Origin of the sequence: Wolbachia endosymbiont of Drosophila nikananu (assembly GCF_028981865.1) — a bacterium.
GTDB lineage: Bacteria > Pseudomonadota > Alphaproteobacteria > Rickettsiales > Anaplasmataceae > Wolbachia > Wolbachia pipientis_B.
In genome coordinates this window covers 1-20,959 of record NZ_JAPQLL010000046.1, presented here as the reverse complement: position 1 = coordinate 20,959, position 20,959 = coordinate 1, and the positions used below count along the sequence as shown (strand labels likewise).

18 protein-coding genes and 1 pseudogene are annotated in these 20,959 nt (G+C 34.1%); 4 read left to right on the top strand and 15 right to left on the bottom strand.

All coding sequences use genetic code 11. The features are described from left to right. Positions 1-158: 158 nt before the first annotated feature. Together OZD67_RS02805 and hisS are read left to right on the top strand one after the other, a co-directional pair. Entirely contained in the window at positions 159-731 is a 573-nt protein-coding gene (locus OZD67_RS02805) for a NifU family protein (RefSeq protein ID WP_182184112.1), read from the top strand. Further along, positions 728-1,954 carry a histidine--tRNA ligase gene (gene hisS / locus OZD67_RS02800; RefSeq protein ID WP_182183695.1) on the top strand — a complete coding sequence of 409 codons (1,227 nt, stop codon included), beginning with the start codon at positions 728-730 and terminating at the stop codon, positions 1,952-1,954. The genes OZD67_RS02805 and hisS overlap by 4 nt, the downstream gene beginning before the upstream one ends. Positions 1,955-1,974: 20 nt before the next feature. Here hisS and surE read toward each other — a convergent pair whose 3' ends face one another. The 8 genes from surE to rseP form a co-directional block, all read right to left on the bottom strand. Then, on the bottom strand, positions 1,975-2,727 hold the full coding sequence (gene surE / locus OZD67_RS02795; RefSeq protein ID WP_182183697.1) for a 5'/3'-nucleotidase SurE: 753 nt from the start codon (positions 2,725-2,727) through the stop codon (positions 1,975-1,977). A 652-nt stretch (positions 2,728-3,379) separates the two neighbouring features. Next, positions 3,380-4,723: a signal recognition particle protein gene (gene ffh, locus OZD67_RS02790; protein WP_182183699.1), complete on the bottom strand. Its 1,344-nt coding sequence runs from the start codon at positions 4,721-4,723 to the stop codon at positions 3,380-3,382. Further along, positions 4,708-6,267, bottom strand: coding sequence for a proton-conducting transporter transmembrane domain-containing protein (locus OZD67_RS02785; RefSeq protein ID WP_182183700.1), 1,560 nt, complete (start codon positions 6,265-6,267; stop codon positions 4,708-4,710). The genes ffh and OZD67_RS02785 overlap by 16 nt, the downstream gene beginning before the upstream one ends. Before the next feature lie 302 nt (positions 6,268-6,569). Beyond that, positions 6,570-9,539, bottom strand: coding sequence for a WPE palindromic element domain-containing protein (locus OZD67_RS02780; protein ID WP_182183702.1), 2,970 nt, complete (start codon positions 9,537-9,539; stop codon positions 6,570-6,572). Between the two features lie 29 nt (positions 9,540-9,568). Beyond that, a complete protein-coding gene (fabZ, locus tag OZD67_RS02775; RefSeq protein WP_182183704.1) occupies positions 9,569-10,009 on the bottom strand; it encodes a 3-hydroxyacyl-ACP dehydratase FabZ in 441 nt (146 codons plus the stop codon). 4 nt (positions 10,010-10,013) lie between these two features. After that, on the bottom strand, positions 10,014-10,565 hold the full coding sequence (locus tag OZD67_RS02770; protein WP_182183705.1) for an OmpH/Skp family outer membrane protein: 552 nt from the start codon (positions 10,563-10,565) through the stop codon (positions 10,014-10,016). Further along, positions 10,566-12,902, bottom strand: a complete 2,337-nt coding sequence (gene bamA, locus OZD67_RS02765; protein ID WP_182183707.1) for an outer membrane protein assembly factor BamA — start codon at positions 12,900-12,902, stop codon at positions 10,566-10,568. It abuts the gene before it with no gap. A gap of 7 nt (positions 12,903-12,909) precedes the next feature. Continuing rightward, entirely contained in the window at positions 12,910-14,028 is a 1,119-nt protein-coding gene (rseP, locus tag OZD67_RS02760; RefSeq protein WP_182183709.1) for an RIP metalloprotease RseP, read from the bottom strand. 100 nt (positions 14,029-14,128) lie between these two features. Here rseP and OZD67_RS02755 point away from each other — a divergent pair, with 100 nt between their 5' ends. Next, positions 14,129-14,407, top strand: coding sequence for an FAD assembly factor SdhE (locus tag OZD67_RS02755; protein ID WP_182158663.1), 279 nt, complete (start codon positions 14,129-14,131; stop codon positions 14,405-14,407). On the opposite strand, the gene OZD67_RS02750 is transcribed toward OZD67_RS02755, so the two are convergent. From OZD67_RS02750 to OZD67_RS02740, 3 genes are all read right to left on the bottom strand, one after another. Continuing rightward, on the bottom strand, positions 14,382-14,708 hold the full coding sequence (locus tag OZD67_RS02750; protein WP_182183710.1) for a cell division protein ZapA: 327 nt from the start codon (positions 14,706-14,708) through the stop codon (positions 14,382-14,384). The genes OZD67_RS02755 and OZD67_RS02750 overlap by 26 nt on opposite strands. Before the next feature lie 72 nt (positions 14,709-14,780). Beyond that, on the bottom strand, positions 14,781-15,059 hold the full coding sequence (locus tag OZD67_RS02745; protein ID WP_182183712.1) for an HU family DNA-binding protein: 279 nt from the start codon (positions 15,057-15,059) through the stop codon (positions 14,781-14,783). A 29-nt stretch (positions 15,060-15,088) separates the two neighbouring features. Further along, on the bottom strand, positions 15,089-16,741 hold the full coding sequence (locus tag OZD67_RS02740; RefSeq protein ID WP_182183714.1) for a 30S ribosomal protein S1: 1,653 nt from the start codon (positions 16,739-16,741) through the stop codon (positions 15,089-15,091). A gap of 147 nt (positions 16,742-16,888) precedes the next feature. Between OZD67_RS02740 and trmB the strand changes: the two genes are divergently transcribed. After that, positions 16,889-17,554: a tRNA (guanosine(46)-N7)-methyltransferase TrmB gene (gene trmB / locus OZD67_RS02735; protein WP_182183715.1), complete on the top strand. Its 666-nt coding sequence runs from the start codon at positions 16,889-16,891 to the stop codon at positions 17,552-17,554. Between the two features lie 79 nt (positions 17,555-17,633). Here the strand turns inward: trmB and OZD67_RS02730 are convergent, their stop codons facing one another. The 4 genes and pseudogenes from OZD67_RS02730 to OZD67_RS02715 form a co-directional block, all read right to left on the bottom strand. Continuing rightward, a complete protein-coding gene (locus tag OZD67_RS02730) occupies positions 17,634-18,407 on the bottom strand; it encodes a putative folate metabolism gamma-glutamate ligase (protein WP_182183717.1) in 774 nt (257 codons plus the stop codon). A gap of 1 nt (position 18,408) precedes the next feature. Next, complete coding sequence (locus tag OZD67_RS02725) at positions 18,409-18,888, bottom strand: dihydrofolate reductase (RefSeq protein ID WP_182183719.1); 480 nt, start codon at positions 18,886-18,888, stop codon at positions 18,409-18,411. Beyond that, positions 18,885-19,340 (bottom strand): annotated as a pseudogene (locus tag OZD67_RS02720) (dihydropteroate synthase); the annotation flags it as partial. The gene OZD67_RS02725 and the pseudogene OZD67_RS02720, both read right to left, overlap by 4 nt. 14 nt (positions 19,341-19,354) lie before the next feature. Next, the gene (locus OZD67_RS02715) at positions 19,355-20,701 is read right to left on the bottom strand and encodes an IS110 family RNA-guided transposase (protein WP_182184072.1); all 1,347 of its coding nucleotides are present in this window, start codon (positions 20,699-20,701) and stop codon (positions 19,355-19,357) included. Between the last annotated feature and the right edge of the window lie 258 nt (positions 20,702-20,959).

Genomic DNA, 20,959 nt, shown 5'->3' with positions numbered 1-20,959 from the left:
TATTTTTTTTTGTCAGGAAAAGAAAAAATACAACAACGCTAGGCAAGACAAATGTAATTACTATGAATACTAAAAAAAGAAAAAAGATGAATGACATGTATATTTTTTTATCATTTTATGATTAAATAGTAACAATTATAATTGTCATGGTAAATAACATGTTCATCCAGATTGAAGAAACACCAAATCCAAACACACTGAAATTTCTCCCTGGATTTGCAATTCTAAACGAAGGAGAAACGGCTGATTTTTCAAACGCAGATGAGATAAAAAACTCCAAGTTAGCAGCGGATCTTTTTCAAATAGAACATGTAGCGAGAGTATTTTTTGGTCATGATTTTATTTCAGTAACAAAATTGGATGGAATTAATTGGGATATATTAAAAGTAGAAGTTTTAACTACAATCATGAATCACTTTACTTCTGGCGGAAAAGCACTAGATAAAGAAGGAGTTAATGACAACAACGTGCCAGATGAAGAATTTTTCGATGAGAATGATATAGAAATTGTAAATAGAATAAAAGAGTTGATGGAAAGTTATATCAAACCTGCAGTTGCTCAAGACGGTGGTGATATCAAATTCCGTGGCTATAAAGATGGAATAGTTTATGTTGAGTTACAAGGAGCTTGCTCTGGATGCCCAAGTGCTGCAATTACTTTAAAGCAAGGAGTGCAGAATATGCTGAGCTACCACATACCAGAGGTTGCAGGTATAGAGACCACACTATGACTAATCAAACGGTTAGAGGAACAAAAGATCTCCTGTTTGATGAATGGTACAAGTTTAAACACATAGAGCAAACAGCAAGCAGAATCTCAAGTCTATATGGCTTTTTGCCTGCTCAAACTCCGATATTTGAATATACGGAAGTTTTCACAAAGACTTTAGGTGATAGCTCAGACATCATCACTAAAGAGATGTACACCTTTAATGATAAAGGGGGAAAGAGCATAACTTTACGTCCTGAGTTCACTGCAGCAGTTGTCAGGCTACTCATTGAAAAAAAACTGCAAACGCCGATAAAATTATTTTCAACAGGGCCTACATTTCGTTACGAAAGACCGCAAAAGGGAAGACAGAGGCAATTTCATCAGATAAATTTTGAGGTTTTTGGTGTAGAAGATTCAAAAGCCGATGTTGAATTGATATCACTCGCTCAGCACTTACTAACTGAATTTGGCATCAATAAAAATGTAAAGCTGGAAATCAACTCTCTGGGTGATAGTGAAACAATAACTAAGTATAGAAAAGCTTTGATCTTATACTTTACAAAGTATCAAAACGATCTATCAGAAGATAGCAAAAATAGGTTGATCAAAAATCCACTCAGAATACTGGATTCTAAGGATGAGAAAGATAGATTAATAATTTCTGATGCGTCTAAAATCAGTGATCACTATACAAAAGAATCTTCATATTTCTTTGACCAGGTGTTAAATGGACTGCAAGCTCTTGGCATACCTTACACTGTAAATAGCAAATTAGTTCGAGGTCTAGACTATTATTGTCACACAGTATTTGAATTTGTCACAGAAGATTTAGGTGCACAAGGGGCAGTTTTTGCCGGTGGAAGATACGATAATCTAGTATCTTCAGTAGGTGGAAAACACACTCCAGCAATAGGATTTGCAGGAGGTATTGAACGCATAATGGAGTTAATCAATTATTCTCCGAAAGAAGAGCGACCTATTTACCTAATTCCGATCGGCAGAGAGGCTGATGAACATGCTCTAACACTTGCGAATGAATTGCGCAGAAATGGTTTATATGTAGTCTACGAATATAGCGGAGCACTTAGAAACCGAATGAAAAAAGCAAATCAAGCAAATGCTAAAGCTGCTTTAATCTTTGGCGATGAAGAATTGAGTAGTAAAACTTTAAAGATTAAAAACATGGATATAGGTGAAGAAAAAATAATTGCTCGCGATAACACAATAGAAAACATCAATTAGGAGCAATGCAAATGTTTTTCTTAGTCAGCTATAGAAGAAAATTCGTCTGCACAAGAATTTTTCATAGCATTCAATGTATCATAATCTGTAAAATCTAATTTTACTGGTGTGATAGTAATAAATCCTTCTTTTATTTTATTTACACTACCACTGCCTGAGTGCTCTCGAGACCAATTTAAGCTAAAAGAGCCATTCGAATTTTCAGTAAAAGTTAAATCCCCATCAATGTTATATTCACCTTGTTCAGCAAATTCTACTCCTTTTACTTTTTCCGTAGCAGGAAAATTTACACTCATCACTATGTTTTTAGGCCAACCAAACTTAACTAGCTTGGCAATAACCTTTGGTGCAAAAACCTTTGTATTGTGCCAGTCTATTTTATCATGATAAACTTGGCTCAGCGCAATAGAAGGTATAGACCTTGCAGCACCTTCCATTACAGCACCAATTGTTCCTGAATAACAAATATCGTCCCCGACATTTGATCCAATATTTACTCCGGACAATATTAAGTCTGGTTTTTTATTCATAACTTTATTTAGCGCAATAATGACACAATCTGCAGGAGTACCAGACACACTAAATTCCCTTTCACTATGTTGGTTTATTCCAATAGATTGCTTCACTGGATAATCAAGAGATCTTGCAGCCCCGCTTCTATCAGTATCTGGTGCCACTATCCATATTTCTGAGGCAAAATTCCGTGCAATCTCTTTGAGTAATTTTATTCCTTTACTTCCAAAGCCATCATCGTTTGTTATCAATATTATCATATACAATACTCAGCTATACAGTTCCAAACTATGTAAATCACTGGCTGTAAATAAACTCATAAGGCTTTAGGTTTCTTTGCATAACTATGAACTGTAACAAAGAACCTGCTGTAAATCAATAAGAAAAGATTAGGAGTGAAAACAGGTTGGAAAGTATATAGCTAAAGTGGCTTAGGGTTACCTACAATTTAAAAAACCGTCATTCCGCTACTAGTTAGCGGAATCTATACCGCGCACAACTGTACGAACGTTGTGATTTTAGTCCATCAGGAGGGTGTCATCCCAGTCTGGGATCCAGGAATTTTAATTGTAAGTAAGCATACTGAGTTGATAAGTATAAAAGTAACCAGAAAATAAACATTTTTGATGAGGTTATATGGAAAACTGGATTCCAGATTGGAATGACAAGAAGAGGGTACTTGGATAAGAGGCATTGCCCTTCTGGTAGGCCCAAATCACAACATTCGTACAGCTATGGAATGAACCGCGGTATGACATAGGGAAACCTTTCTTAGGTTAGCTATAGTATTTCCTAAAATTAATAATAAATTTCTTGGCTAGCAAGAAGCTGTAAATTTTTTTGCGAGACCTAAGCCACTTTTGATATAGCTAAAGGGTTACTGACAATTGTCTCATTCCACTACCTGCTGACTTACTTTCTGCTTAGCATATCCATCAAATCAGATTCTTTGAGTTTACTATGGTCAACTTTACTGAACTTATTTACCACAGAGCTCATTTGATTATACTGCTTAATCAGAAGATTAACTTCAGTTACACTTGTTCCGGACCCCTTAGAAATTCTAAGTCTTCTTTTGCCATTTAAAATATCTGGATTTTGCCTTTCTTTTTCAGTCATTGAGTTTATGATAGCTATATATTTTTTCACTTTATTGTCATCTGGCACACTGCTACTTAGCTTTTTTGTGAATGAACTAGGAATGAATTTCATTATGTTGCTAATACCATCCATTTTATTGAGAGTTTTTAACATTCCCACTAGGTCGTTTAGGTCAAATTTACCCTTTTTTACTTTCTTTTGTAACTTATCAATTTCTTCCTGACCAACAATCTCAGCAGCTTTTTCAACCAATGAGACAACATCACCCATATTAAGTATCCTTTTTGCAATTCTATCGGGGTAAAAATCATCGAGGTCACTTAATTTTTCACCACAAGCAATAAATTTAATTGGACAATCGGCGATCATTTTCATAGAAAGAGCAGCACCACCACGTGCATCACCATCAACACGGGTAAGAATAATGCCGGTTACACCTATTGCCTCATTGAATGATTTTGCAATGTTGACCGCATCCTGGCCTATCATTGCGTCAGCTACTAAAATAACTTCTGCAGGTGAAACCATTTCCTTTACGGCTTTTAACTCATTCATCATATTATTGTCAATATGAAGCCTGCCTGCGGTGTCTAGTATTAATACATCATAATTATCGTTCTTTGCTGCTGCCAATGCCCTTTTTGTAATTGCAATAGGCCCCTCATTTATTACTATAGATAAAGCTTGTACGTCTATTTGTTTACCCACCACCTCAAGTTGTTTCTGGGCAGCTGGCCTATAAATATCTAAAGAGGCAAGCATCACTTTTTTCTTTTGCTTTTTTAGCTTTAAAGCAAGCTTTCCTGAGGTAGTTGTTTTACCTGCACCTTGTAAGCCCACCATCATAATCACAGCAGGGGGTTTAACTGCTAGATTTAAGTCACTTTTCTCTGATCCAAGAACTGCAACTAAATTATCCTGCACAATTTTAATTATCATTTGTGCTGGAGAAACACTTTTTATGACTTTTTCCCCAATCACTTTATCTTTAATGTCATTGATGAATTTTTTCGCAACTTCAAGTGAAACGTCAGCTTCAATTAAAGCTATACGTATTTCACGCATGGCAAGATTAAAATCATCTTCAGAAATGATTGACTTTCCTCTCAGTTTACTAAATACAGAATTTAAACTTTCAGTTAACGATTTAAACATAATAGCGTTAGTAGAATACTCATTAAAAAGAGAGAAGAAGCTGAAACAAAACTCACTGAGTCATAATCCAGCACTTCTTTAAGTTTAGTAATATTATTAAAGTATAAACCAGCAAGTGAATTAGTCAAGTTTTGCACTATGCTGGCAAACATTTCTCTAGTTTTAGAGACTAACTGATTGAACAGCAAGACAATATAGGATATGAAAGCTCTAAAAGTCCAATCAAGATCCATTTTAAAATTTATTCTCGGGTAAAATAACTTGCGTAAAGGAATAAACAATAAAGTGGTACATAATAACAAATTAAATTGCGACAAAATATTTTTTGTGTTGTACACAAAATCGAAAATCGAAGATTTATTGTAAATAGGCAAGTAAGGATTGCCAGTGATTACGCATATAAATGCTAAAATGATCATAGTCGCTTTGCCCCCCCTCTCTGCTAAAGGTTTTGACTTACTTTTTGCAATAAATAAGTAATAAAGAAACTTTAGCCCCACGCTTAAATAAAGCAGCAAATTTAGAACCTTATATAAATTTTTATACCCTTTTAAGGCAACAGTGTTCATTTCAATTTCAGCTGTGATATATGATTTACTGATAAATCCAGCGGTTCCAGGAAATGCAGTCATTGTAAGTATTGCGATTATAGCACACATGCCTTCCACTGACATCAGTTTACCTACTCCATTAAAACTAATTGTTTTTGTTCGTGAAATAATCGAATTGCTGACCACAAACAATAATGATTGATAAACAAGAGAGAAGATTATATGCAGTATCAAAATTGGTATTGCCTTTTCCGAAGGGCTGAGTAAACCTCCTGCAATAATCAGCAAGCCCATTTGTCCGATAATATTATAGCATAAAAATCTACGAATATTTTGCTCAAGAGAAGCAAATATAATGCTGTAAATTGCAGTGATGGCGCCTACAAGCGCTAATATTTCAGTACAATCTTGCCATAGGTTATAAGTGTGTAAAAGCATCACTAAAAAAGAGACTTTAGTGGTAAATAAAGAGAGATATGTAGTGCCATGTAGCGATGCAGCAGGATATGCATCAACAACCCAAAACGAAAAAGGGAAATAAGCGCAGTTTATCAATAAACCTAAAATTATCAGGTTAGTATTTTGCAGTGCCAATCCTGCTGTTAATATAACTCCAACGAAAAAGTGTACACAAGCGTACCTTATTGCAGATTCACTATCTCTACAGCCAGCTGCGATAGTAAAAAATGCACTGACGGTCATTAATTCACAGAATATTATAACCAATATCATATGTTCAGATAAAACTGCATAAAGTGAACTAATAGTGTAAGCAGCAAAAGATAGCATCTCTGAAAAAGTCAAATTTTGTGCTGGTAGAACAGCTAAAAATGCAACTGATAAAAAAGATATTAGTATGATACGAAAAGATAAATCAAAATCCAGAATTGGGAGAGACCAATTTACTGCAATGCTCAAATTTTCAGGTAACTTTAGGACTATAACTATTAATACAGTCAGTAGAAGTAACAGTGACGATTTATAAAGTTGCACAATAATTTAAACCAATATGGTTTATGCTATCTCAATATATGAATAAAATCAATTTGCATATTAACCACTAATTAAACTAATTATCATATAATTATATCAGAGTTTAGAGGGTTATAGAGAAACCGGTCAGATTAGGTTTTAATCTAATCTGACCGATAGCTTTAATAGTGAGGTAAGCTTTAATATAGCATTCTTAATTCACAATGCTACACTCGTGCATAATTTATTTTTAATTTGTGCACGAGCGTTAATAAATTATTTACTTTTTGAAATAAAATTTGGCATCACTTTAATATCCAGACTTAGTAAACCTCAGTAGGGCTGCCAGTTGGACCCATAAGAATTACTTGTTCACCTTCTTTAAAACATTTACATAAATTAGTGGAACCGCCAGTTTCAAGCACAATAGTGGAAATAATTCCTTTTTTTTTGTCTACTTCAGTGCCGGTTACGGCTATACCTTCCATAGCAAGGTTTGTATTATTGGCTTTTCTGCTATTGGTTTCAAAATTTTGCAACCTAAAGAATTGTCCAGGTTTAAAATTCTTTGCCGCAAGTGGTGCTTTGATCACTATTTCCACAACTTTGTCTGTTAAATATTGAACTTTTATAACCTTTGCAGTGAATTGCTCTTTGATTTTATTGAAAAACTCTTTGTTAGCCAGGTGTTCTGATATTATTCCAGCGCGTGACGCTTTAGTGTACAAATGCTGCAATTTGTAGGTAATTCGCATAGCAGGTGGTGTCGTGCAAGTAGCTGACACTGGAATCCAGTTCTGACTATACAACCATCTGGTGTACTCATTCAAAATTAAGTTTTCTGGATTCCAGTGTCTGGGCACTGGAATGACATCTTTTTTGGTGAAAGTTACTCTTACATTACAACATTCATACAATTGTGCATATGACTCCGAGATTCTAGCTGGAGTGACAGAAACGAAGCTATTAACTCTATTCAAAAGCTGAGAAATGATAGGGTAACCATTCTTAGCGCTTGCCATAGCTTTCACGACGCTGCCGCTATACGAAGGATGAAGATCACCAAAAAAGCTAATTGTTTTATTGCCTTGCTTATATACTAATATCCTGTCTTTATTCTGCATCTTAGGGGAAAATATTGGATCTATTTCTTTTCCTGATGAATTCAAATGAGTAAAATACCCATTGCTTAATTTAAAATGCTTTTTATCTTCTGTTGCAATAACTATATTTGGCTCAGTACCTGCTGCTATAAAAATAGAACGTGCTTTAATACATTTGATTTCGCCGGATTTTGTGTCTATTAGTTTTATTAATTCAGCATGGTTATATTTATCCGTCACAACTTCAACTGGCTCTAAGTTTTCAATAAAGTAAATCCCTTCTGAAAGTGCATTTTGCACCTCTTCGCTATTTAATCGATAACTTGGCGAATCTTTTAGCTCTTTTCTATATACAACTTTCACTCCCCCCAAACTCTGCATTAACTCCAATATTTTTATTTCTCTACTCTCTTTTTTTGCTAACTTTTGCTTTTCTCGGATCAATTGTGCGTGCAATATAAACTCATTCGCAATTTCGCGCTCTTCCTCTGTCCAATCCTTTTCAACATAGTCCTTTCCATACTCATCAACTAATATCTCATAACGAAGAAGAAATTTTTCTACTTGAATTGGATAATACGCTAAAGCTTCAGTGGCAGTGTCAATCGCAGTAAGCCCCGCACCTATGACAACTATCGGCATACGAACTTGCAGATTTGCTATAGAATCAAATTTAAGAGCGCCAGTCAGTTGTAACGACATAAGAAAGTCAGATGCCATACGCACTCCACGAGCTAGTATATTCTTTATTTTGATCATTCGTTGCTTGCCAGAGCCAAGTGCTAGTGCGATGTGATCAAAACCCAAGTTGAAAGCATCATCAACATTAATCGTGCCACCAAAACGAATGCCCCCATAAAGTGCGAAATTCTCACGTCTTTCCAGCAGTAATCTAATAATCTTTAAGTAATTTTTATCCCACCTAGAAGTAATGCCATATTCTGCCACTCCACCAAACCCACCTGCCGTGCGTTCACTCAATTTTTCGTGTTCAAAATCTTTAATTAGCTGGAAATTATCGATTAAAGGTTCAATCTTTAGTCCATCAATGGCGATAACGTTATGCCCATCATTCAACAAATGATGAGCTAAATTAAAACCAGCAGGACCAAGGCCTACAACTAGAACGTTTTTTCCGGTGTTTTCTCTTGGCAATGAACGCTGAAAATTTAAAGGATTCCAACGGCTGAGCAGAGAATATATTTCAAATCCGTACGGTAAACTAAGCACATCATCCAAAATCCTTGTTTCAATCATTGGCACATTCACGGGTTCTTGTTTCTGATATATGCACGAGTTCATGCAGTCATTGCATATTCTGTGCCCAGTAGCCGCACATAATGGGTTATCTATCATCACAATTGCAAGGCTTGCTATGCTGTAACCTTCGCTTTTCACCAGATTCATTTCCGATATTTTCTGTTCTAGTGGACAGCCATGCAGCTCAACTTTTAGTGGGGACTGTTTAAAAGTATTGTCGTTATTAATTAGCCCCTTTGAGCAGCTGTCCTTATTTTGCTTATGACAGAATATGCAGTAGTGAGCGTTATCTAATGCTTTATTCAAACTCACCTTTTTGCTTGTTAGATCAAAACCATATCGTCTTTTTACTTCATTTGAATACAGCACTCCAGCTTTGTCTACTTCTTTTTTAGAAAATGGTATGAGGTTTTCGTGGTCGATTTTTTTATGAATACTGAATAATATACTCTGTTTATTTTTTACTCTCCACACTGCATATTGTGCCGCAAGTTCTATTTCTTCTTTGTGATTTTCTTTATCTTCAAACCAATGCATCACCTGCTCGGCAAAATTTTTTTCTGTTGTTGGCAAAGTGAGAAAATGACTTAGTTTGTTAGTAATATCTATATTCGCCACATTCATGTATTTCTTCAATGCGTAGCGTTGGACAAATAACCTTTTGCATTTATATATCACAGCAAAGTCATTATGTTTTTTCTTTAGCTCTTCTATTTCTTTTTTAATGTTGAAAAGTTTTGCAATGAACTCGTCAAATAAATATGAGAGGTCTATTATTAACTGGCTATCACCAATCTGATTTTCCCTTGCTTCAATTAATGAACAAAACAAGCTTTCATCACATGATTTAATATAATTCAAAAATGTCTCATCCAATTTTATTAATCCACTGCGAGTATATAAATTTGAAAATGAGATATTAAGCTGCATTATACAGTATGCACACTGTCTTTTGTATATTACGTACTTTGTAGCATAGCTAAAATCGTTGCTTCCGCAACCTTTTCTTCACCAATACACGCAATACACTCAAATTTACATGCACTTAAACGTGCGTTTTTAACATTAGCTTGCAGAATCAGTGTGTCCCCTGGAGTGACTGGCTTTCTGAATTTCGCATTTTCAATAGACATAAAGTAAATAGCTTTGTTTTCTATTGTACCTTGACTTTCTTTACCAAGAACACATATAGCAGATGCTTGAGCTAGAGATTCAATTATCAAGACTCCTGGCATTATTGGATGACCAGGGAAATGACCAATAAAAAATGGCTCATTGAAAGTCACATTTTTGATTGCTTTTATACTTTTACCAGGATCACACTCTATAACCCTATCTACTAAGAGAAACGGATAAGAATGTGGTAGTATTTTTATAATATCACTGATATTAAATTGCATAAGCCTACTCAATGCCTTTTAAAGCAAATTCAGGTATTTCCTTGTTTATATTGTTTAATACCATATCCGATAAATCAACTTCATCCATAGAGTATAAAACTTGGTTCTTTTTTGAAATAAATAGTACCAAATCTATGTTGTCTTTTTCTGCCGTTTTTTTAGCAACCTCTTTTATCTTGTTAAAAACACTCTCTACTGCATCTCTATAACTTTCTTCTAAATACAACATTTTTTTAGTGTAAGCATCTCTAGCATTTACAGTATGCTTATTAAACTGTTCTGTCTTTTCCTTTTTTGCTTCTTCTGACAAAAGTTCAAATTCTTCTTTTGATGGCTTAAGTTTTTCTAACTCACTTTCAAATTCTTGTTGTAATCTAGAATTCTGCTCCTTTATTTGTTGTTGTATATTTTGCAGAGCAAGGGATTCATTGATAACTTTATCACTATCAATAATGGCAGCCTTTGTGTTCTGAGGTTGATATCCTGCAAACTTATACCCCACAAATAGGGAAATAACTAAGGCAATAACTGATATAAATAACTGTATATATTTCATTCAAATACCCGCTTCAATAGAAAATTTAACATTTGGTGATAGTATTCTATCATAAGATTCCTTTACTAAAGGAAACCCAAAATCTAATCTAAGTCTACCAAAAGGAGAAGGCATTGAAAAGCCAAAACCTGGTGACACTCTTATAAGCTTACTATCATTATATAGACCTTTATATTTCTCATTTTTATCATCTAAGCCAAAAAGTGTTGCATAGTCAACAAATAATGAGCCTTTGATACCAGCATAGTCATATAGTTTTGGTAGTGGGAAATCTACTTGCTGTGTTAAATTAAAATAAGTTTTGCCTCCTAACGAGCTTTTATTGTTGTCTATTGCTCTTGGTCCGATACCAGAAAGATCAAACCCTCTAATCTCATTACTCCCTTTAAAAAAGTGCTGGCCGATGTTTAAATCTTCATCGGTATAAGAAAAAATATGACCTGCCGCCATCTTAAAGCGTAGTATTATGCTATCGTCAATTTTACTTAATATAGGATGCGTGTAAAAAGACAAGAACTCAGATTTTAGGAAGTTTACATTCCCTCCCAATCCTGAAATATCCTGACTTATACGCAATAAATATCCTTCTTTTGGAGCATAAAGATTATCCAGTTTATTATATGCCAATGTGTATCCTACTGATGAAATCTGATGTTCACCTCCTTGCCCCTTTATTATATCAGAGATGTCATTGTCTTTTCCACCCTTATTATCCATGTGTATACGGTTATACTTGTAAGAGTAGCGAATGGAATTAGTTAAGTTTTCTATAACTTTGTATGATAATTTTGTTGAAAATCCCATGTCACAACTGTCGAAGCTAGTGTGTGGTTTATCTTGTTTTTCATAAAATACGCCCACACCTAGTGATGTATCAGAATCGTTAAAATTATTTTCAACAACCTCTACATTAGTAGAAAGTGAATATTTATTTTTTTCAAGAGCAAAAGAGAGCTCTTTACCACTACCAAATAAATTACGATCTGTGAAATCAGTTTTTACAAATGCTCCACCAGGAAAGGACATACCTCCTGCTAAAGATAATGAAGCAGTTCTTTTTTCTTTAACATTTAAGTCAAGATTTACTGCATTGTCATTAACTGCATAACTATTTACTTTTACTGTTTCAAAAAAATCACTACTCATTAGTTTTTTACGTGATTTTTGAATCTCAGATATATTGTACGCATCACCTTCTGCTATACTTAGCTTACTTCTGATCACCTTATCTAAAGTGCGATCATTACCATCAATTGTAATTTGATTTATATAAATCTTTTTACCCGGCAGCACTTTGTAAGTTACATCCACAACATTGTCACGTTGTGCATACTCTGGATTAACTTTTGCAAATATATATCCTTTCTCATTTAAATACTTGTTTATTTTTTCTACTGTATTATTAATTTTAACTCTATTAAATATATTATCGTTTTCCTCTGTTATAAAGTCTAATATTTCTTCTTTTAAGCTCAAATCCTGAATTTCAGTTTCAATATTAACCTCATTATTTCCAAACAAATATTGCTGTCCTTCGTCAATCAAAAAAGTCAATTCTATCTGATTGTTATTATCAACCTCAACAATTGGTTGAATATTATTTTGAATATATCCCTTAGACGAATAAAAACGATCGAGCAATTCTGTGTTAATCAATAAATGCTGTGGTGAATAATGATTTCCGCCTTTAAAAATGGCTCTAAATAACTTACTAAATATATCGTTACTATGTCTTTTGATAACTTGCTCTAGCTCATTTTCGGAAAAGTTTTTGTTGCCTATAAATCTTATATCCTTAATTTTAGAGGTTTTACCTTCTTTTATTTTAAAAATTAGATTGACCCTATTACTATCAAGCTTATTCAGCTCATATGCAACGTTAACACCAACCTTACCGTTATTTCTATAAGCAGTGATTAAATTCATTAAATCGTTTTGCAATTTTGTTTCAGTGAAAATAGTTAGCGCTTTTGACTGAATTACATTATTTAGCACCTCTTTGCTGTTAAATAACTTATTACCCTTTAATATTACCTTGTTAATTAGTGGATTTTCTTGAATTTTTATTACCAAATTTTTTTTATCATCGATATAAGCGTTAACACTAGCAAACAACTTTGTTTTATATAAACCTTTTATAATCGAATCTATATCATCGTCGTCTACATAGCCACCAGGTTCTAACTTGATATAAAACCCTATTGTTTGATTGCTTACTCGCTCATTGCCAATGCATTTGATATCTTTGATCTGTACTTTTTCCTTATTTTCTAAAGCAACAAGTAGAGCGGGAAAGGAGATAAAAATTACTATTAGTATATAAAATAGCTTTTTCATATTTATTTTAAAAAAGACTCCTAATATCATTCGAAATTGCAATTGCCATCAGCAAGAACAAAATGAAAGCACCAAAGGTAGCCTCATATTTTTGATATTTCAAACTTAAATCTCTACGTATAACTGCTTCTATAATATAACGAAATAAATGCCCACCATCCAGTAGCGGAATTGGTAGCAAGTTAATCGCAGCTAAATTAGCTGAAATAATTGCCATGAGATACACAACCATAATAAATCCTTTTTTGGCTGATTGCCCTGAATATTTTGCAATTTTTATTGGTCCACCTATTTCACTTGCACTTCTCTTACCAACGATAATTTGAAAGATAGCTTTGATCGTTAAGCACATAGTATGGTAAGTTTCACTTACTGATAAGCTCGCAGCCCCAAGAAAAGATGACTGCTTTAATGTATTGACTGAAATAATCCCTATAGTTTCTCTTTCTATTATGTTGCCAAAAACATCTCTACTCTCAATTGTCAATGGAGTCAGGCTAGTTCTACGCTCCTCATTATTTCTGCTATATTTAATTTCCATTCTCGTCTTGGGGTTCGACATTATCACACGTGAAATATCTTCAAAGTATTTTATTTTATGCTCATTGATTTGTGTAATAGTGTCACCTGGTAATAGGCCAGCTTGTTTGGCTGCACTTCCTTCAATTACATCCCTAATCACCGGTGGAGTGCGGTAATAACCTGCCGTGCTAAAAAATATTGTAAAAGCTATAACAGCAAGTATCATATTTGCAAAAGGCCCTGCAAAAATCACTGCTGCTTTTTTATACCGCGGTTTTGTATGAAATGAATATAACTTTTCTTCTTCAGTTAATTCTTTTTGATCAGCTGGGACACTCGCTGCATTAGTATCCCCTAACATTTTAACATAACCACCCAATGGAACAGCGTTTAATTTCCATCTAGTTCCAGACTTATCGTTAAAACCAAAAATTTCAGGACCAAAACCTATAGAAAAAGATTCAACTTTAACTTTGCATGCTTTGGCAACAACATAATGCCCATATTCATGCACAAACACTACAACAGAAATGATTAAGGCAAATGACAAAAAACAATATATTCCATTGCCAAACTGATGAATGAAACTCGAAATTAACTCCACCTGTGTATTTAGATCTTAAACAAATGTTAAGTATATTAAAACGCGCCTCGCTTGACAAGTATTTAGTTTAACTTTTAAATTAAAAAAAAGTTTAATTGTAATGACAGATACCTCACTACTCAGAAGAAAATTGATGTATAGAAGCTGGCATAGGGGTTGCAAAGAAACCGATATACTTTTAGGGCATTTCGCATTGAAATATCTTGATAAATTTTCCTTGAGCGAACTAATCGAATACGAAAAAATAGTTGATCTTGATGATTACGAATTATATTGTTACATAACTCGTAAGACAAACCTCCCTCCTGGCTTAAATAGCCAGATAGTCAATTTAATTGCTTGCTTTATTGAAGCTAATCCTTTATGCACTCAAGATTAGTGATAATCTTATTTACCTTATCTAGTACCTCAATATATTCTATTCTTTTCTCGTTTCTATACTTTTCGCGCTCTTGATTTGCTTCATCCAACCGCTTTGTTAATTCTAAAATTTTATCCTCAAGAATTAGCGCTGCAAGTAAGAAATTTAATGCATCCGAACCCTTACCTCCAGTTTTTTGAGATACAGAACCAACTAGCTTGTCAAAACTATTAGCAAGACGTAATAAATGGCTCTTCTTCCCACTTTCGCAAGATATCTTGTATGTGTTATTACGTATAACTATTTCTACTACTTGCATATGGTACTAAAAATCTCTATCGTACAGTATAAACTCAAACCCCTACTTTCATCTTATTTATGGTATAAGTTTTTATTTATTTATCAAATCAGATAATTTTTTACTGCTACGAAAATATGTTTTAAAGTATTGATTCTTTGTAAACTTCTGTAACATTAAATAGCTTGTTTCTTTCAAGTTATAGCTTCTAACTGAAAAAGAACCAAACCCCCTAATTTCAACCCTATTATGATGCTTCAATGTGCTTGAAAGTATCCTAAAAAATCTATCAACTATAGCTGCTATAACAATCTTATCTAAAAAAGGATGTCTTTTTGCTACCCTCGCTATTATATCAGACTTTGTTGCCATTTATATGAAGCCAAAATAAGTAAACCTTATCACTTAGCAGATAATACTATGTTATATTCTTCAACACCCAATACTTCAACTTCTATTTTTTCTGATATAGAGAACTTTTTATTTTCCGGTAAATGCTCTTGATCTATTAGAAGGGTTACATCGTTCTCAACTTCAACGACTAGTCCATTATCTTCTCTCTTACCTACAATAACCTGTATTTTATCGTCTACCTTAACTTTCTTTATCAGTTCTTCAAGAGGATCATACTCTATTTGTTTTATTCCAAGATAAATTCTTGCCAGATTCACGTTAGCCCTTATTACTTTTGCTTCTATTTTATCACCTACATTATACTTCTTTATCTCATCTGAGCTATTTTTAGACCAACTTAAATCTTTCACATATATTGTCCCTTCTACGTTCTCATCTATTTCAGAATCATTGAAAGCAACAGATACATATGAGCCAGTATTATTCTTCACTTCACCAGAAACAATAGAACCAGGAGGATATTTCTTGATAAATACTTGCCAAGGGTTGTCTACACACCTTTTCATGCTTAAACTCATCCTACTCTTAGCAATGTCAATACTGAGAATTTTTACATATACTTCTTGTCCCCTTGTTACGAGACTATTAACTGGTAAATTACTCTTAACCCAAGTTATTTCTGACGAGTGCACTAAACCTTCAATTCCAGGTCTAAGCTCAACAAACAATCCATAATCTTCTATGCTTGTTACATAACCCTTATGCACACTATCAACTGGATACTTTGACTCTGCATCTTGCCAAGGGCTATCTTCTAGCTGCTTCACACCCAAGGAAATTTTAGCATTTTCCTTATCTATTTTTATGATTTTAACTTTTATAGTCTGGCCACAAGCAAAAACTGCAGATGGATGACTCACTCTACTCCAAGAGATATCTGTAATATGTAGCAATCCATCTATAACTCCCACTACATCTGATTCATGAATACCGACAAATACACCGTAATGAGTGATGCTTTTTATTTTTCCTTCTATTATATCGCCTTCATTTAAAGATTCTAAAAATTTAATTTTTTCACCAGCGTGCAATTTTTCTAACACCAGCTTTCTTGATACTACAATATTACCTTGCTTCTTATCCATTTTAAGCACGATGAACTTTTGTTCAGTTTCAATAAGGTGCTTCGCGTCTTTTACTTGCTTCAAATCCACATGACTCAGCGGTAAAAAAGCGCTTATTCCGTCACCAAGATCAACAATAAAACCACATTTAATTGAGCGTTTAATAACTCCGCTTACTTCAGCTCTTGTAACTGTATCTTCTTCCAACTTATTCCATTTCTCGTCTCTAATTGCTTTTTCACGGCTAAGAACAACATTACCATAATAATCTTCAATTCTTTCCACATAAACTCTAATTTTCGAGCCAATAATGATCTCATCATTACAACCGAGTTCCTTGATCAGAATTCTCCCGTCAGACTTTAAACCAATATCAACCACAACGTCGTTAGGGTTTATTCTTGTAATTACACCTTCTACCACATCTCCTTCTTTAATTTTGTTAACAAAAGAATCTTCAAACAAGGCATTATCTTGATCTTCAAATTGGCCTTGACATATCTCTTCTATAAACTTGTTTGATGATAGCTTTCTGATAGTAACCGGTAGATTTACAACTGGATCATTATTATTCATGCAATGTGACCTTTAATTTAAACTTTATTAGAACTCATGTATTATATAATATTAATAATTATTGACAAGTAATTTTTCGTTAATTCATTTCGAGAATTGTTTAAGCTATATAAAATATAGTGAGAAAATTATATATGTATCAAGAATATGCTATTTAAGAATAGCAAGTGGATTAGATCATTCTCCAGAAGGTCCAGGTTAAAACCGGATGTTGATGAAATATTGGAAAAATATTCTATTCAAAACAGCAAGGAATCTATAGAGAAGATTGTAAATTCACGAAAAAGAATATGGGTAGAAATAGGCTTTGGCAACGGTGAAAATATGCTTTACCAGGTGTTCAATGAACCTGATCTATTATTTATAGGATGTGAGCCCTACTTAAAGGGGGTTTCTCGCTTGCTAACAAACATAGAAATACAAAACATAAAAAACATTTTAATATGGACAGAAGATGCAAGAGAATTGATTGCAAATTTTCCTGACAACAGTGTTGAAAGATTCTTTATCCTCTTTCCAGATCCATGGCCAAAAAGAAGTCACAATAAAAGACGATTAATTAATACGGAATTTTTAAATTTATTAGCAAAAAAAATACTTATAACAGGGGAAATATTCATTGCAACCGATCATCAGGACTATGCAGAGTGGATAGCATCACATATAAAGCAGTGTAACTCTTTAATCTATAGTGAAGACGATTTCACAAGTTATACTCTTACAAAATACCACAAAAGAGCGCTCAAAGATCAGCGTAAAGTAAGGTTCTTTAAAGTAAGTGTTATTAATAATTTGCAGACTATGGATCAATAGAGTTTTTGCATATCTCTTTTACGTTAACTATAGATTAAAAATAATAAAAAAGAGGGAGAAATAGAGTAAATTCCTTTAACTACTTCTCCTTATGAAGAAATAGCAAATTTCTTAAGTTTCTCTTTAACCAACGGGCTCCCATGAGGAGAGGAGAGTAAAGATCTTTTTTCATAGATATCTTAACACTTTTTTCTTCTTTTGTAGTTGGCGGACGAGTAAGAAAGTGAACCTTTGGTGCACCACTAATTATTGCCATTGGTGTTTGCTCTGCCCCTTCTCCCATAACTAAAACAGCAGACGTTGCCAGTGCATCAAGAAGATTGACTTGTGTTACCTGCAGTGATTGATTATAAAGATCTGGCTTGCCTGTATAGGAATAAAGTGGTTCAAATCCACACCAACCAAGAACAACGCCCGTAACCCCACGACGCATAGGTGTTACATTACTATCTGTAATCAAAATACCAAGATGTTTTATGCAGTGTTTTGTCTTGAGATAGTTCCATATTGATAGAGCTGTTTTCTGAACATCCTTTGGGTATAAAATATACACTTCATTACCATTTGATTCATCAATGCCAGCAGATGGAATTAAGATATTATCTTTAATCGTTAAACAGATACTATGAGGATTGTGGTCCACATCAACAATTGCATCAGCTTCTCTTTTAATTAGCTCTTCTTTAGAACAAGCAGTTTTGCAAACTACTTGTTTTTGACAAACGGAAATGATTTTTGATGTGATAGCAAGAACAACTTCCTCTCTTAGCAACTCTGAAACATAGCAATCAAGAACCTGCTCTAATACTTCTCCACATACAATGCGGTGGGTATAAATTGCTTCAATATGCATATTAACGTGTTAGCTTGCATATAGTATAGTCTTTTGTTTTGGTAAGAATAGTTTTATTCCATCTATCAAGAAGTGTTAAGTTGAAATATACATCACCTTCATAAGGTCTGTGAATTTCTGTTATGATAAACTCTGAGATTAGATCATACTTCAAAAAAAGGTGCGCTATTTGTGCTCCGCCAATCACGAAGACTTTAGAACTACCTTGGATTGACAAAAACTCTTGCATAGAAGAAATAATAGTGCACTTTATACCTCTATTAAAACAAGAACTTAACTTGTTACGAGAAAAAACAACAGGGATACGATTCTTTAATATGTTTTGGGGTATTATCTCAAATGTTTTTCTTCCCATAACAATAACTTGTTTGTCAGTCACCTGACGAAAATGATCTAACTCACTTGGATAATGCCAGGGCAATCCATTATTTATTCCAATCACCCCCTTGGGATCAACAGCCATAATTCCGATAATCTTCATTCCTGTAAAGCAGCTTGAGCTACAAAAAATCGCATGTGATCACGCACATTATGCACTCGAAGGAAATCAACCTTGTTGTGCAATACAGATGATAAAGCAATTGTTTCTAAATCTCGGTTAAAGACAGGTTCTGTAGAAAAAGAAGAAATAAATGACTTTCTAGAATGACCAACCAGAACTTTGCAGCCAAAACTTTGCAATGCTTCTATATTGCGTAAAAGCCAGATATTCTGATATAGAGATTTTCCAAAACCAATACCAGGATCAATAATTATCGAGCTTTGATCAAAACCTAGGGTAAGTAACCTGCTAATGCTCTTCTCTGCCCAATTATTTATGATATCAATTGGGTCAGTGTTGTCTGGAATAACGTTGTCTCTATGTGGTGGTATGGAGAGCGAATGCATAATAACGATGCTACATCCACTGCTAGCAACTGCTTTTAAGGTATTATCATCTAGATCTTCTAAGAAACTTCCTTAACTAGCTCCTCTTGTTGCACTAAAGTATAGCCAAATTCTCGTGCCTTTTTGATCAAATTTTTTACAGCTCTCTCCTTATATCGTGTTTCATAGTATTCCATTCCTTTTTCTACATATTCTTGTCCGTATTTGAGCATACTATAAAATATGCATGCTATTTTTCTTGCAGTAGCTGTTATTGCTTTTGGTGCTCCTAATCGTTTTTTTAATCTCCTGTAGTATGCACCCAATGAACTTTTACTATTTCCTACAGAATTAGCAGCCATTCGAAATGCATTCGCAGCACGATTAATGACTTTACGCGTTCTTGTGCTAAACACTTTTTCTCCTGTAATTTTATTGGCAGGGCTGAGTCCTAACCACGATGAAAAGTGTTTTTCTGTTGACCATTTATTATGGTTTATACCAGTTTCTGAAATTATAGTCTGTATACTTAGTATATCAAGCCCTGGAACTTTAGTAAAATCCATACCAGTTATTCGGTGCAGTTCCTCGTGCAAAGCAAAGTCAGGCTTACTTTTTCTGTGCTTATTCTTTTCCTTACTCAACTGTTTACTTTCGTTAGATTTTGTTTCAAACGTTTTGTAATAGACCTCAATATTTCTATCACATTCTGCTATTTTTTCTTGATAAATATTATATAGTTCAAATTCTTGCTTTAGCGTGAATACATGTTCCTCTCTATAATCGCCAGCTAACGCTTTTGCTATAGTAGACTGATCATTTTTTATTCGTGCATCCCTGAATTGAGCCAATTTCCCAGAATCTCTTTCGCCTTTAATTATAGCCTTGATAATTTTCATACCAGTTACTCCTGTTATATCTCTTATAACTCTATGCAGTTGTATATTCATTTGAATTAATGCCTTCTGCATACGCAGAACATGTGTAGATGCACTTTCAGTGAGGTTCTTACGTTGTCGCACGTAACTACGCAATACACATATCTGGCTATCTGGCCTAAATGACCCTTGGAGTAATCCATAACTATGTAGTTGTTGTAACCACTGACAGTCCTGAACATCTGACTTTCTCCCAGGTACATTTTTTACATGTCGCGCATTTACCAACTTAACTTCAAAACCGTAAGATTCCAGTATTTGAAACAAAGGAATCCAATATACACCAGTTGATTCCATCGCTACGGTTGTAACTTTACACTTTTTTAACCACCTTGCTAAATTATGAAGGTCTTCAGTGAAGCAGCCAAATTTTTGAACACGTTGCTCATCTCTTCTCTCGGGTATACATACATAATGTACAGCCGAACCAACATCTATCCCTGCTGCATCAGGATTCATTACCTCTAATTTACTTTTTGTCATTGTAATTGACCTCCTATAACTTATAATGAAGAAGTATTTAAGCTTGGGACGGTTAGATTATACAATCTTCTAATCGAGGTAGTCGTAATAGACTCCATCAGTGGTTTAACCGTTCCTCCAAAACCATGCTCCCAAACGGGCACTCTAGCACCATTGAGCGTCCGGTTATAACTGCAAAAATACTTCTTAATAAATTATATTTAAAAATTGTTATAGCACTGGATAAAATAGTTTCTTTCAGGTTTAACAAGATTTTTCCTTGTT

Bases quoted from the DNA above. Each gene is read 5' to 3' on its own strand.
- OZD67_RS02805 (WP_182184112.1), top strand. From the start codon at position 159: ATGTTCATCCAGATTGAAGAAACACCAAATCCAAACACACTGAAATTT.
- hisS (WP_182183695.1), top strand. From the start codon at position 728: ATGACTAATCAAACGGTTAGAGGAACAAAAGATCTCCTGTTTGATGAA.
- surE (WP_182183697.1), bottom strand. From the start codon at position 2,727: ATGATAATATTGATAACAAACGATGATGGCTTTGGAAGTAAAGGAATA.
- ffh (WP_182183699.1), bottom strand. From the start codon at position 4,723: ATGTTTAAATCGTTAACTGAAAGTTTAAATTCTGTATTTAGTAAACTG.
- OZD67_RS02780 (WP_182183702.1), bottom strand. From the start codon at position 9,539: ATGCAGCTTAATATCTCATTTTCAAATTTATATACTCGCAGTGGATTA.
- fabZ (WP_182183704.1), bottom strand. From the start codon at position 10,009: ATGCAATTTAATATCAGTGATATTATAAAAATACTACCACATTCTTAT.
- OZD67_RS02770 (WP_182183705.1), bottom strand. From the start codon at position 10,565: ATGAAATATATACAGTTATTTATATCAGTTATTGCCTTAGTTATTTCC.
- bamA (WP_182183707.1), bottom strand. From the start codon at position 12,902: ATGAAAAAGCTATTTTATATACTAATAGTAATTTTTATCTCCTTTCCC.
- OZD67_RS02755 (WP_182158663.1), top strand. From the start codon at position 14,129: ATGACAGATACCTCACTACTCAGAAGAAAATTGATGTATAGAAGCTGG.
- OZD67_RS02750 (WP_182183710.1), bottom strand. From the start codon at position 14,708: ATGCAAGTAGTAGAAATAGTTATACGTAATAACACATACAAGATATCT.
- OZD67_RS02745 (WP_182183712.1), bottom strand. From the start codon at position 15,059: ATGGCAACAAAGTCTGATATAATAGCGAGGGTAGCAAAAAGACATCCT.
- OZD67_RS02740 (WP_182183714.1), bottom strand. From the start codon at position 16,741: ATGAATAATAATGATCCAGTTGTAAATCTACCGGTTACTATCAGAAAG.
- trmB (WP_182183715.1), top strand. From the start codon at position 16,889: ATGCTATTTAAGAATAGCAAGTGGATTAGATCATTCTCCAGAAGGTCC.
- OZD67_RS02730 (WP_182183717.1), bottom strand. From the start codon at position 18,407: ATGCATATTGAAGCAATTTATACCCACCGCATTGTATGTGGAGAAGTA.
- OZD67_RS02725 (WP_182183719.1), bottom strand. From the start codon at position 18,888: ATGAAGATTATCGGAATTATGGCTGTTGATCCCAAGGGGGTGATTGGA.